11 protein-coding genes are annotated in these 14,138 nt (G+C 39.0%); 10 read left to right on the forward strand and 1 reads right to left on the reverse strand.

Annotated features, from left to right (window positions below; genetic code table 11):
* The 6 genes from dnaA (at position 1) to KIP84_RS00030 (ending at position 7,764) form a co-directional block, all read left to right on the forward strand.
* Positions 1-1,410, forward strand: a complete 1,410-nt coding sequence (dnaA, locus tag KIP84_RS00005) for a chromosomal replication initiator protein DnaA (RefSeq protein ID WP_199986045.1) — start codon at positions 1-3, stop codon at positions 1,408-1,410.
* A gap of 97 nt (positions 1,411-1,507) precedes the next feature.
* Positions 1,508-2,656: a DNA polymerase III subunit beta gene (gene dnaN, locus KIP84_RS00010; RefSeq protein ID WP_002115478.1), complete on the forward strand. Its 1,149-nt coding sequence runs from the start codon at positions 1,508-1,510 to the stop codon at positions 2,654-2,656.
* Between the two features lie 14 nt (positions 2,657-2,670).
* Positions 2,671-3,753 carry a DNA replication/repair protein RecF gene (gene recF, locus KIP84_RS00015; RefSeq protein WP_002115479.1) on the forward strand — a complete coding sequence of 361 codons (1,083 nt, stop codon included), beginning with the start codon at positions 2,671-2,673 and terminating at the stop codon, positions 3,751-3,753.
* A gap of 52 nt (positions 3,754-3,805) precedes the next feature.
* Positions 3,806-6,274, forward strand: coding sequence for a DNA topoisomerase (ATP-hydrolyzing) subunit B (gene gyrB, locus KIP84_RS00020; RefSeq protein WP_002115497.1), 2,469 nt, complete (start codon positions 3,806-3,808; stop codon positions 6,272-6,274).
* A 35-nt stretch (positions 6,275-6,309) separates the two neighbouring features.
* Complete coding sequence (cybC, locus tag KIP84_RS00025; protein WP_068615244.1) at positions 6,310-6,702, forward strand: cytochrome b562; 393 nt, start codon at positions 6,310-6,312, stop codon at positions 6,700-6,702.
* A 135-nt stretch (positions 6,703-6,837) separates the two neighbouring features.
* A complete protein-coding gene (locus KIP84_RS00030) occupies positions 6,838-7,764 on the forward strand; it encodes a hypothetical protein (protein WP_213689082.1) in 927 nt (308 codons plus the stop codon).
* Between the two features lie 50 nt (positions 7,765-7,814).
* Here the strand turns inward: KIP84_RS00030 and KIP84_RS00035 are convergent, their stop codons facing one another.
* A complete protein-coding gene (locus KIP84_RS00035) occupies positions 7,815-9,743 on the reverse strand; it encodes an ATP-binding cassette domain-containing protein (protein ID WP_213689083.1) in 1,929 nt (642 codons plus the stop codon).
* Positions 9,744-9,996: 253 nt separating this feature from the next.
* On the opposite strand from KIP84_RS00035, the gene KIP84_RS00040 reads away from it, so the two are divergent.
* The 4 genes from KIP84_RS00040 (at position 9,997) to erpA (ending at position 14,081) form a co-directional block, all read left to right on the forward strand.
* The gene (locus KIP84_RS00040; protein ID WP_213689084.1) at positions 9,997-11,001 is read left to right on the forward strand and encodes a putative solute-binding protein; all 1,005 of its coding nucleotides are present in this window, start codon (positions 9,997-9,999) and stop codon (positions 10,999-11,001) included.
* 255 nt (positions 11,002-11,256) lie between these two features.
* Positions 11,257-12,264 (forward strand): putative solute-binding protein, encoded by a 1,008-nt coding sequence (locus tag KIP84_RS00045; RefSeq protein ID WP_002115480.1) that lies wholly within the window; start codon positions 11,257-11,259, stop codon positions 12,262-12,264.
* Between the two features lie 352 nt (positions 12,265-12,616).
* Complete coding sequence (locus KIP84_RS00050; protein WP_213689085.1) at positions 12,617-13,621, forward strand: putative solute-binding protein; 1,005 nt, start codon at positions 12,617-12,619, stop codon at positions 13,619-13,621.
* 124 nt (positions 13,622-13,745) lie between these two features.
* Complete coding sequence (gene erpA / locus KIP84_RS00055) at positions 13,746-14,081, forward strand: iron-sulfur cluster insertion protein ErpA (protein ID WP_002115421.1); 336 nt, start codon at positions 13,746-13,748, stop codon at positions 14,079-14,081.
* The last annotated feature ends 57 nt before the right edge of the window (positions 14,082-14,138 follow it).

Consider the following 14,138-nt stretch of genomic DNA (forward strand, 5'->3'; position numbering starts at 1 on the left):
ATGCTTTGGACAGACTGCTTAACTCGCTTGCGACAAGAGCTCTCTGATAACGTCTTTGCGATGTGGATTCGCCCATTAGTTGCTGAAGAAGTAGAAGGGACACTGCGTCTTTATGCACCTAATCCTTATTGGACGCGTTACATTCAAGAGAACCATCTAGAATTAATTTCTATATTGGCCGAACAGTTATCAGAAGGGCGAGTACGTCAGGTTGAGATTTTAGTTGATTCTCGTCCTGGTAGTATTTTGTCATCAGGTGAGCAGCCGGCAACTACAACTGCTGCTTTGCAAACTACGCCCCAACAAAGTATTAAAGTAAAAAAAGAACCAGATTCTATTTCCAGTTCACCTACTACTAATAGTGTAGTGAACCAAAAAACACCGAAAAAGAAACTATTAAACCCCCAATTTACTTTTTCTTTATTTGTTGAAGGCCGTTCGAACCAGATGGCTGCTGAAACATGTAGAAAGGTATTAACACAATTAGGTGCTTCACAGCATAACCCTTTATTCTTATATGGTCCGACAGGATTGGGTAAGACTCACTTGATGCAGGCAGTTGGTAATGCTTTATTGCAAGCCAAGCCTAATGCACGGGTGATGTATATGACCTCTGAGAGCTTCGTTCAGGATTTTGTAAGTTCTTTGCAAAAAGGCAAAGTTGAAGAATTTAAGAAAAATTGCCGTTCTTTAGATTTATTGTTGGTCGATGATATTCATCTTTTAGCCGGTAAAGAAGCAAGTTTGGTTGAATTCTTTTATACATTCAACGCATTACTTGATGAATCTAAACAGATTATTTTAACTTCAGATCGTTATCCAAAAGAATTGACCGAGTTAGACCCGCGTTTGGTTTCTCGCTTTTCTTGGGGTCTTTCAGTAGGCGTTGAACCGCCAGATATTGAAACTCGTATCGAAATTCTATTGAAAAAAGCCGAAAATAGCGGCGTTGATTTACCTCGAAATTGTGCATTATTTATTGCACAACAAGTAGTTGCCAACGTACGTGAACTTGAAGGCGCACTCAATAAAGTCGTCGCAATTTCTCGTTTTAAAGGTGCACCAATTGATCTTGATGTTGTCCGCGAGTCTTTAAAAGATGTGTTGGCAATCCGTGCACGTACAATTAGTGTAGAAAATATCCAACGTGTGGTGAGTGAATATTTCCGTATTCCTTTAAAAGAATTGGTAGGACCAAAGCGGACTCGAATCTATGCGCGACCACGTCAGTTAGCAATGGGACTTGCTCGTGAGTTGACTGGTGATAGTTTTCCCGAAATTGGAATGGCTTTTGGTGGACGTGACCACAGTACAGTCATGCATGCTTGCGAAAAAGTAGTAAGTCTACGTGAAGAAGATCCGATTTTTGACGAAGATTATAAAAATCTATTACGTCTACTCCAGAGTTAATGAAATGATAAGACGTTGTTGCAAAGTCTACGTAAGTGCAGCATAGTACACAGCTAAAAAATGAAATATTTGCTCCAAGTTGCTAGAGGAATGAATCGTGCGTTTGAAAATCGCTAAAGAAAGCTTACTCAATGTTTTATCGCATGTTGTCGGTGCGGTAGAACGTCGTCATACATTGAATATCCTTTCAAACGTCAAAATTCAGACTAATGCTCAGGCACTCACCATTACCGGTTCTGATTTAGAAGTCGAGCTGGTTGCCAGTACTGTTTTAACAGAAGGGGCATGCATTGAAGCAGGTGAAACAACTGTTCCTGCTCGTAAGTTGATGGAAATTTGTAAATCATTGCCTACAGCTGCATTGATTGACTTACAAATTACAGAAGATCAAAGATGTATTTTAAAATCTGGTAATAGCCGTTTTGTATTAGGTACTTTACCGGCAGAAGATTATCCATTATTGACCACTGAAAATAGTCAAGGTACACAAGTACAGGTCACTCAACGTGAGTTAAAGCGTTTATTTGAAAAAACGGCTTTTGCTATGGCCGTACAAGATGTACGTTTCTATTTAACGGGTACTTTATTAGAAATTGATGAAAATCAATTACGTGCAGTAACAACAGATGGTCACCGTTTAGCACTTTGTGAAATTACTGCTTCTTCTACATCATCTCAATTGGTCCAAGCAATTGTGCCTCGTAAAGCTGTTGGTGAATTACAGCGTTTACTTAGCATTGAAGATGAACAATTAACGTTGCTGATTGGTCGCGAATTGTTAAATGTCACAATTAATACGCCAAGCCGTGACAAAGAGCAGGGCGATATCACTGTTCGCTTTACTACAAAGTTGATTGATGGAAAATTCCCTGATTATCGTCGTGTAATTCCACGTGGTGGCGATAAACATGTGTTAATTAGCCATGATGTGTTCAAACAATCATTACAACGTGTCGCAATTTTGAGTAATGAGAAATTACGTGGTGTTTTCTTGAATTTTAATCAAGATTCTTTACAGCTACGTGCAAATAACCCTGAACAAGACGAAGCGATTGAAGATTTAGCGATTCAGTATCAAAACATACCGCTTGAAATGTCATTTAATGCACAATATTTGCTGGATGTTTTAGGTGTGCTTGATGGTGATGATGTAAATATGAGCATGACTGAGGCAAATCAATCTGTATTGGTTCAAGATCCGGCACATCCTGATCAAACCTATGTCGTTATGCCGATGCGTGTATAATCTGGCTATCTAATATGCATCTTACGCGTTTAAATATTGAACGTGTGCGTAATTTAAAAACGGTTGCACTCCAAGGGTTGCAACCGTTTAATGTATTTTATGGCGCTAACGGTTCAGGAAAAACTTCAATACTGGAAGCAATCCATTTGCTTGCAACAGGGCGGTCGTTCCGCACCCACATACCTAAAAATTATATTCAATACTCTGCTGAAGATGCGATTGTTTTTGCGCAATCTGCAACTGAAAAAATTGGCATGCAAAAGTTGGCCTCTGGTGAGCAGTTGATGAAGGTCAATGGCGATACAGTGGCTACACAAGGACAACTCGCTAAACTGCTTCCTTTGCAGCATATTGATCCACAAAGTACCGATATTATTGACCATGGGGCGAAACCTCGGCGCCAGCTTTTAGATTGGCTGATGTTCCACGTGGAACCTGAGTTTTATTTTGCTTGGCAATATTATTCTCGTGCATTAAAGCAGCGTAATACTTTACTTAAAACCAGACGGAATATTTCTCTAGCGGATTTAGAGCCGTGGAATAAAATGTTGAGTGATTATGGTGAAATTTTACACTCTCAGCGTTTAAGTATTGTGGAACAATGGAATGTCTTTTTTCAAAATGATTTAAGTCAATTGCTACCTGATCTAGAGATTGAACTGGAATATAGTCCCGGTTTTCATACAGAGCAGGGACTCATGCAAGACTTGCTGAATCAACACCAAAAAGACATCGAACGACGCTATACCGAATATGGCCCACATCGTGCAGATTTGCGCTTAAAAACCCCGTTTGGACATGCTGATGTAGTTTTATCAAGAGGTCAGAAAAAACTCTTGATTATTGCCTTAAAACTGTCACAAATTGCAATGTTACATGCGAGTAATAAGGAAACTGTGGTATTATTAGATGATCTGACAGCAGAATTAGACTTAACCGCACAACAACGTTTAATTGAACGATTAAGCCAACTTGGTAGCCAGGTTTTTATGACAACTTTAGATCATGCATCGGTAAAAAAACACTTACATGATCTGTCTATTTCATATCAATTATTCAATGTTGAATCCGGTCAAGTTAGTCTTGCTTCACCATAATTTTTTGATGTTACCCATCTTTGAATAAACCTATATTTGCTAGGGAGAAACCATGAGTTCAGAGTCTCAATCAGCCTCTCAAACAGAACAAACCAATGAAAAGGCTTATGATTCCTCTAGTATTAAAGTATTACGTGGATTAGATGCAGTTCGTAAACGTCCGGGTATGTATATTGGGGATACAGACGACGGTACCGGTTTACACCATATGGTATTCGAGGTTGTCGATAACGCAATCGATGAAGCTTTAGCTGGGCATTGTGACGAAATTATTGTCACGATTCACGAAGATGAATCAGTGAGTGTTTCTGATAATGGCCGTGGTATTCCAACAGATATCCACCCTGAAGAAGGGGTGTCTGCAGCGGAAGTAATTCTTACGATCCTGCACGCAGGCGGTAAGTTTGATGACAATAGCTATAAAGTTTCAGGTGGTTTGCACGGCGTAGGTGTTTCGGTTGTAAATGCGCTTTCCAGTAAATTGCATTTAATTATTAATCGCGCTGGCCAAGTGCATGAACAAGAGTATCACCATGGTGATCCGCAATATCCATTACGTGTGATTGGTGAAACGGATAGCAGTGGTACAACTGTACGTTTTTGGCCAAGTGAACTAACTTTTAGTCAAACTATTTTTAACGTTGAAATTTTAGCGCGTCGTTTACGAGAGCTTTCATTTTTAAACGCGGGCGTGCGTATTGTTTTACGTGATGAACGTATTAACCTTGAGCATGTATATGACTACGAAGGTGGTTTATCTGAGTTTGTAAAATACATTAACGAAGGTAAAACTCATCTAAACGAGATTTTCCATTTCACTGCGGATACAGAAAACGGTATTGGTGTAGAAGTTGCATTACAGTGGAATGAAAGTTATCAAGAAAACGTGCGTTGTTTTACCAACAATATTCCTCAAAAGGATGGTGGTACTCATTTAGCAGGTTTCCGTGCGGCTTTAACACGTGGTCTTAACCAATATCTTGAAAACGAAAACATTCTCAAGAAAGAAAAAGTCAATGTGACAGGCGATGATGCACGAGAAGGTTTAACCGCGATTATTTCGGTAAAAGTACCTGATCCGAAATTCTCTTCTCAAACTAAAGAAAAACTAGTATCGAGTGAAGTAAAACCAGCGGTTGAGCAAGCAATGAACAAAGAGTTCTCTGCTTACTTACTTGAAAACCCGCAAGCTGCAAAATCAATTGCCGGTAAAATTATTGATGCTGCGCGTGCACGTGATGCTGCACGTAAGGCGCGTGAAATGACACGTCGTAAAAGTGCACTTGATATTGCAGGTTTACCAGGTAAATTGGCAGATTGTCAGGAAAAAGACCCTGCACTTTCTGAATTATATTTAGTCGAGGGTGACTCTGCTGGTGGTAGTGCTAAGCAAGGCCGTAATCGTAAAATGCAGGCTATTTTACCGTTGAAAGGTAAAATCCTGAACGTTGAACGTGCACGCTTTGACAAAATGATTTCTAGTCAGGAAGTCGGTACTTTAATCACTGCACTTGGCTGTGGTATTGGTCGTGAAGAATATAACCCTGATAAGCTCCGCTATCATAAAATCATTATCATGACCGATGCCGACGTCGATGGTTCGCACATCCGTACCTTGTTGTTAACGTTCTTCTTCCGTCAAATGCCAGAATTGGTTGAGCGTGGGCATATTTATATTGCTCAGCCACCTTTGTATAAATTGAAGAAAGGTAAGCAAGAACAATACATCAAAGATAATGATGCGTTAGAAACTTATCTCATCTCAAATGCGATTGATGAGCTATCTTTGCATACCAATGCTGAAGCACCTGCAATTACAGGTGAAGCACTGGCGAAAGTGATTCAGGACTATCAGGTTTCACAAAAGAGCTTACAGCGCTTAACTTTACGTTATCCAGCTAGCTTACTTGATGCTTTACTTGAAGTAGAAGCATTCAAGAGTGATCAAAACCATGATGAAGCTTATGTACAACAATGGGCAGATCAGGTACGCGATATCATTACCAGATTACAGCCAAGTTTACGTCCAGAAATCTCTTTAGAGGCATTTGAGCGTGAAAATGCTCAAGGTGAAAAATCTGCGCATTATTGGCCGCGTATTACTGTCTATGTTCATAATCTGCCGCATGCGTATTTGCTTGATGCAGCTTTATTGAATTCAGCTGAATATGCACGTTTACTCAAAAACTCTAAGAGTTGGTTCACTTTACTTGAAGACGGTGCTTTTTTACAAAAAGGCGACCGCCGTATTCAAGTGGCTAACTTCCATCAAGTTTGGCAGCATATTTTGCAAGATTCACGCCGCGGTATGATGATCCAACGCTATAAAGGTCTTGGAGAGATGAATGCTGAACAGCTGTGGGAAACAACAATGGACCCTGAAAACCGTAATATGTTGCAGGTGACAATTGATGATGCGATTGAAGCAGATCGTATGTTCTCTTGCTTAATGGGTGATGATGTTGAACCACGTCGTGCATTCATTGAAGAGAATGCTTTAAATGCGGATATTGATGCTTAATTCATAACATGATTCTAAATCAGTCTAGGGAGAGAATGATGAGTCAGAAATTATTAGCTAGCCTATTAATTTCATGTGTGTTTTTAGGAAGTTCTGCTGTTTGGGCGGCAGACCTAGAAACGAATATGAAAACTTTAGCTAAGAGTACGAAAGCATTTGCTGAAGCGAAAGATGCTGATAACGCGAAAAAACAGCTTGTGGTAATGCGTGAAGCAGCAGTTTCTTCTAAGCAATATTTGCCGCATAAACTCGAAGGTTTGCCATCAGAAAATGTAAAGGTAAAAGAGTATCAAGCTGGTTTAGATCAGCTTGTTGCCGAGATTGATAAAGTAACTGTTTTAGTTGAGCAAGGACAATTAGATCTAGCCAAAACTGAAGCAATTAATTTAGTCAAAATACGAAATGAAAATCATAAAAAATTTAGATAATTGATTTTTTATGGTAAAGGGCTAATCATCATTAGCCCTTTTTTGTATCCGAAAAAAGTATTTTGTTTAACAAGTAAACTATTCGAAGTTATATTCTCTATGCGGTACTTACTAATAACAATAGGAAATATAATTATGAAAAAAATACAAAAACTCTTATGCATTGGAATCATATTTTTTAATTGTTTATTTCAACTGCATGCTGCGATAGCCCCCACCTTTTATGGAAAATTAGTATTTCATCGTTATAGTGATTATGAGGCATGGGATAGTAAGCTTTATCTTTATAATTTCACAACACAGCAGACCACATTACTCGGCGCAAATTGGAAAATTGACCATATGATGAATGGCCATTTCTCTCCAGATGGAAAATGGTTAACGTTCATGGGAGTGAATTCTGGGCAGCATTATGGCGATGCATGGGATATATATGTTTGGAAGGTCGGAAGCACTGAGTTACCTATTAACTTAACTCAAGGCAATAATAAGCGCGATGAAGACCCTAAATTTATAGATAACCAGCGTATTATTTTTAAACAAAATGGCGATCTAAAAATCATTAAAATGTCGGATCGTACGATGACTTCTGTGACTCAAAATGGTTGGGATATAGAAGAATCTATGCCTTATCCGATGGTGAATACTACTCAAATTTTGTATGCAAAAGGTGCTGGAAATAATTCTAGAATTTTTAGTATTGATCAGTCGGGTGCTTATGATACACAGCTGACCAATATTGCTTCATATTATCCAGTATGGTGGCAAGGAAGTCGGTTCTTATATGTGCGCTGGTATAGCCCAACAAATCCTCATGACCAGATCTATATTTATGATATGGCTAATAAACAAACTACACGTTTGCCATTTAACAACACCAATTATGATACTTCCGACCCAGCTCCTTTAGATCAGCGTTACATGGTAGTGTCTCTTGCAGGACAAACAGGAAGTCGAGGCGGATACGATTTATATATTGCTGACAGTCTATCAAGCAATGTTTGGCCTTTACCGATCAATACCAATTTAAATGAATTAGGGGCTTTTTATACGCCTTATTAACAAATAAAAAAGCCGATTAAGAAATCGGCTTTTTTATTTTAGAAAATGGATTAATCAAAAGAAGCTTCCATTTCTTCTAACTCCATCATAAGTTCCAAAAGCTGCTCTTCGTGTTGCTCAAGTTTAGCTTTCAGCTCTGTCTGCTCATTCATAAGTTTGAGTAGATCATCCTTACGTGCAGCCTCATATAAAGATGTGTCTGCTAAGGATTCTTCAATTTTGGCGAGCTGTGGTTGTAGCTTTTCAATTTGTGATTCAACCTTTTCAATATTTTTACGAATAGGTCGAGTCTGTTCACGACGGCGAGCTGCTTCTTTACGCTGTGCTTCTTTATCAACTTTAGCAGGCGCTGGAGCGGCAGAGGAAGAGTTGTTCTGTGCGACGGCAGTCTGAGCATTGATTTGCTGCTGACGTGCTTCACGTAGCCATTTAGCATAGTCCTGTAAATCACCCTCGAACTCAGCACATTTACCGCCGTGTACTAAAAGAAGCTCATCACATACACTTGCAATAAGTTGACGTTCGTGGGAAACCAGAACAACGGCACCTTCAAAATCTTGTAATGCCATGCTCAGTGCATGACGCATATCAAGATCTAAATGGTTTGTTGGTTCATCGAGAATTAAAACATTTGGACGCTGCCATACAATGAGTGCTAGGGCTAAACGAGCGCGTTCTCCACCAGAAAAGCTTTCACATGGTGTATCCATGCGTTCACCACTAAAGCCAAAACTCCCTAAGAACGAACGTAGAGTGGCTTCACTAATTTGTTTATCTGCTATACGGGCAAGCTGTAACATTGGGCTAGCATGACCATCTAAAGCATCCATCTGGTGCTGTGCAAAATAACCAATATTAAGCAGCTCGGAAGCTTTACGTTCACCTGCCAAGAGTGGTAAATCACCAACCAAGCTCTTAATCAATGTTGACTTACCTGCGCCGTTCATACCCAGTAAACCAATACGAGAGTTTGGTGTAATTTGTAATCTGATTTTTTCGGCTATCTGTTTATCACCATAGCCAATGCTGGCATTGTCTAAAGTCAGCAAAGGTGAACTCATTTTAGTCGGTTCACGGAAACTAAATGTAAACGGCGTATCTACATGGGCTGGTGCAAGTTGCTGCATGCGCTCAAGTTGTTTAATACGACTTTGTGCCTGACGAGCTTTAGTCGCTTTTGCTTTAAAACGATCAATAAACTTTTGTAAGTGAGCACGTGTTTCTTGCTGCTTTTCAAAAGCTTGTTGTTGCTGGGCAAGACGTTCACTACGTGTGGTTTCAAATGTAGAGTAGTTTCCGGTGTAAAGTGTGAGTTCTTGATTTTCAATGTGAAGAATATGATCTGTAATCGCATCTAAAAAGTCGCGGTCATGCGAAATTAGAATGAGTGTACCTTCATAGGCTTTAAGCCAATCTTCTAACCACAGAATTGCATCCAAATCTAAGTGGTTTGTTGGTTCATCCAGTAAGAGTAGATCAGAACGACTCATGAGGGTACGCGCCAAATTTAAACGCATACGCCATCCACCCGAGAAGCTCTCAACGTTCAAACGTAATTGATTTTCTAGAAAACCAAGGCCTGCCATGAGCTGCGCAGCTTTAGAGGGCGCTGAATAACCATGGATTTCATCAAAACGGCCATGCAATTTAGCCAATTCAAAATCAGTCAGTTGATCTGGTTGAGCAAGCTTATTTTGTATATCCCAAAACTCTTCATCACCTGAAAGAACAAAATCAATTGCAGGCATATCTAGGGCTTTCACTTCTTGGGCCATATGCGCCACGGTCCAGCCTGTAGGACGAGTAAGTGAACCTTCATCTGCACCTAAACTTCCAAGTAATGCAGCAAATAAGGTCGATTTACCTGCGCCATTTACACCAGTTAGACCAATCTTCCAACCTGGGTGTAATTGCATAGACGCTTTTTGAAATAGAACACGTCCACCGCGGCGTAAAGAAACTTGGTCAAATTGAATCATCTTATTGTATCGAGGTGAGTTAGGGATGCTGTATTTTAAAGAGAACTGCCGATGAAAACAAAACTTTCCGGATTTTAGTGAGTAGCTGTTAATAATTACATATATCAATACATTCTAAATTTCGCTATTCATCCGAAATTTTCAAAATATTGAACAAGATAGAATACTTTTAAAAAAATATGGCTAAAATAAAAACAGTTTAAAATTTGGTTGATTAATGAGCTACTAATAAAACTAGACTAAGGAAAGTCAAATGAAAAAAAGATTGGGGATAATTGGTGCAGTATTTTGCTGTGCTGTGGGGACAGTACATGCTGGGCAAAGTGTCTGTGTGTTTGATTTATTAGGAAAGTCAGGTGAATCCTATAAAATGATGGAAGAGTGGGCGCTTGCAGCGAAAGAATGGCAAGCAGATATCAGTTTAATTCCATTTCAAGATGAAGGCTTAGTTGACCGTAGACTGCGTGAAGGAAAATGTGACGCCGCTTATATGACCTCCATGCGAGCGCGAAATTATAATAAATTTGCAGGTTCAATTGATGCGATTGGAGGGGTAACCAGTAATGCAATTGCCCAAAAAGCTATTAGTTATGTTTTAGATAAGCGTAATAAACATCGCATGGTGACTGCACAAAATGGAACCAATTATGAGGTCGTCGGTATTGTTCAGATTGGATTGGCTTATTTATTTGTGAGAGATAAAAACCTCAACTCAATTGAAAAAGTACGTGGGACTAAATTTGCTATTTTGCAATATGACGCAGCACAAAAAATTATGGTGGAAAGCGTTGGTGCTAAGCCTATTCCTTCAGAAATTACCGATTTTGTGAAAAAGTTTAATAGTGGCCAAGTTGATGCGATTGCTGCACCCGCTTATGCTTATAAACCTTTAGAGATTGGCAAAGGGGTTGGAACGAAAGGAGCAATGTTTACTTTTCCCGTGGTTAATGTTACGGGTGATTTAATTGCCCGAAGTGATAAGTTCCCCACAGATTTCGGTATAAAGTCTCGTGCTTGGTTTACACAACAATTACCCCAGAACTTTGCCATGGTAAAACGGCTAGAAATGGGCGTATCCTCAAAAATTAAAATGAACTTTTCTGTAGAAGACAAAACTAAATATCAAAAAATTTTACGTGAAGGCCGTCTCAATTTAACAAAACAAGGCGTATACGATGCAACAATGATGAGTGTACTGAAACGTGCCCGCTGTACAGTTGAACGGACAAATTTTGAATGTACTCTTAGTGGTGAGTAGTTTATTTTTTAAACACAAAAACGCTACATATATTTCAAAGCTGAATATGGGTATGAAAATTGTGAATATAAAAAGTAACTTACGGAAACTTAGTGATTTTTACTGCTAATAAATAAATTAAATCGAACAAACAATGGTTCAATGAGATAAAAATATTTGAGTAAAAGCTCTATTTTTTTCTAAAAAACATGATTAATATCTGTGTTTGAAAGGAAACTTCAAACAAAAAATCTGTTCCGTGGAAGGATGAAGAAAATGAAAAAAATCGTACTTGCTATGGCTGCCGCTTCTGTTGTTGGTTTTTCTGCTTCAGCGCAAGCAGCGAGTACCGTATGTGTATTCGACCTCTTAGGAAAAGCAGGCGACTCATATAAAATGATGGAAGAATGGGCTCTTGCTGCAAAAGGCTGGGGTACTGAAATTAACTTAGTTCCTCGTCAGGACGAGGCTGTTGCTGATAATGATTTTAAAGCGGGTAAGTGTGATGCTGTGGCAATGACAGCAATGCGTGCACGCCAATATAATAAATTTGCAGGATCTATCGACTCACTTGGTGGTGTTCCAAATAACCAAATCGCTCAACGTGCAATTACCTATGTATTAGATGCGCGTAATGCAGCAAAAATGACCACAAATATGGGTGGTAAAAAATACGAAGTTGCTGGTATTTCTCCACTAGGTTCAGCATTCATTTTCGTACGTGACAAAAATATCAACTCTGTTGAAAAAGCTGCGGGTAAAAAATTCGCTGTACTTGGCTATGACGATGCACAAAAAATTATGGTGCAACGTGTAGGAGCTCAAGCAGTTCTTTCTGATATCTCAAACTTTGCTGCTAAATTTAACAATGGTCAGGTAGATATGGTAGGTGCGCCTGCTTATGCTTACAAACCATTAGAATTAAATAAAGGTTTAGGCGCAAACGGTGTAATGTGGAACTTCCCTGTATTACACGTTACAGCAGATCTAGTATTACGTTCTGATAAATTCCCAGCTGGTTTTGGTCAAAAATCTCGTGACTGGTTTGTTAAACAGTTACCGAAGAGCTTTGCAATGATCAACCGTTTAGAAGCGCAAATTCCTGGCAAATACAAAATGAACTTAAGTGCAGAAGATAAACTTAAGTATCAAAAAATGTTGCGTGATGGCCGTATGGACTTAACTAAACGTGGTGTTTACGATGCTGGAATGATGTCTGTACTCAAAAAAGCACGTTGTTCTGTAGACAAGGCTAACTTTGAATGTTCAATGCCTGGTGAATAATCCTAATTTCATTCAGAAAGCCTAGACTGAGTTCTAGGCTTTTTGTTTTATATACGCTGTCAGTTATGCCATTGTGGTTAGTTAGAAAGACGTTAAGCTAAATTTAGATAAAAACTTCATAAGGAAACATGAAGGTATAAAAATGGATCAAGGACTTGAGTGATTAAAATAATTGCTAATAGGTAGGTTAATCGCTATCTATTTTTCATGGAAATAAAATCATAAAAGCAAATTCGGTCTATAAAAATATTCCAACATGATTTTTATATGAAGACTATCCGATTCACTCCTTATCGGTGTGAAATTTCTTGGTATCGAAAAACAAAAACTCCACAAGGAAAGGAAAAAGAATATGCAATTTTCCAAAAAGCTATTACTTGCGCTGGGATTTACAACAGTTTCTTTTGCAGCCGAGGCTAAACAAACAGTATGTGTTTTTGACTTCGTTGGAAAAAATGGCGATGTCTATGCGCTGATGAAGGATTATCAACTTGCCGCTAAAAACTGGGGAGCTGATATTGAGCTTAAAGTAAACCAGAATGAAGCCGTGATTGCTGAAGATTTTAAAGCAGGTAAATGTGATGGTATTAGCGTGTCAGGGATGCGCGGTCGCCAATTTAACTCATTTACAGGGTCATTAGACGCAATTGGAGCGATTCCTGACCTCAAGCTTGCTGTAAAAGTGATGCAAGGTTTAGCAAGTCCAACTTTTAGTAAATATATGGTTAATGGTCGCTATGAAGTCGTAGGTGTTATTCCGGTTGGTGATGCTTACCTTTTAGTAAATGACCGTAGCATCAATACGGTAGCGAAAGCCGCCGGTAAGAAAATTGCTGTTCTTGACTATGATGAAGCACAAAAAATTATGGTTCAGCAGGTTGGGGCACAGGCTGTGAGTGCTGACGTAACAAATTTCGGTGCAAAATTTAATAACCATCAAGTTGATATTATTGGTGCGCCAGCAGCAGCATTTAAACCTTTGGAACTACAAAAAGGTTTAGGCACAAAAGGTGCGATCGTGAATTATCCAATCTTACAGGTCACAGGAAATATTATTATCCGTCCTGATAAGTTCCCAGCTGGTTTTGGCCAGAAATCTAGGGAATGGGTTTCCGGTCAGTTACCACGTGCTTTTACCATCTTGGGTAAAATGAAAGCTGATATTCCACAAAAATACTGGATGGATGTCCCAGCAGCCGATAAACCGGGCTACCAAAAGCTTATGCGTGAATCTCGAATTAACCTTACACAACGTGGTGTATATGATAAACGCATGATGAAACTATTATGGCAATTCCGTTGTAAGCAAGATGCTAAAAACTTCGAATGTGGCTTACAAGACGAGAATTACAAATAATCTTGATAAAAATACTCAAGATTCGCTTTAAACTTCGAAGACAGACCCTATATTGATTATGCTATACTCAATATAGGGTCTTTTTTATTTTGAAAGGCACAGCAAAATCCGAGGAACAATCATCATGAATGCCCAAGCTCTAGTTTTGACAGATAATGCTGCCAATAAGGTACGCCAACTCCGTGATAGTGAAGGGAATGACGATCTCATGTTACGTGTCTATGTAACAGGAGGCGGGTGTTCAGGGTTTTCGTATGGCTTTAATTTTGCTGAAAGCGTAAATGAAGATGATGCAGAATTCGTAAATGGCGATGTAAAAATGCTGGTTGACTCACTTAGTTACCAATACCTTATTGGTTCAGTAGTTGACTATGTAGAAGGTCTTGAAGGTTCGCGTTTTATCGTACAAAACCCGAATGCAACAACAACATGTGGTTGTGGTTCTTCATTCTCGATTTAATAGAATTTTAAAATTTAAAAAACCTCTCTATTTTGAGAGGTTTTTTTATTGATCAAA

Source organism: Acinetobacter sp. BHS4, assembly GCF_018454425.1.
GTDB classification, from domain to species: Bacteria; Pseudomonadota; Gammaproteobacteria; order Pseudomonadales; family Moraxellaceae; genus Acinetobacter; species Acinetobacter pittii.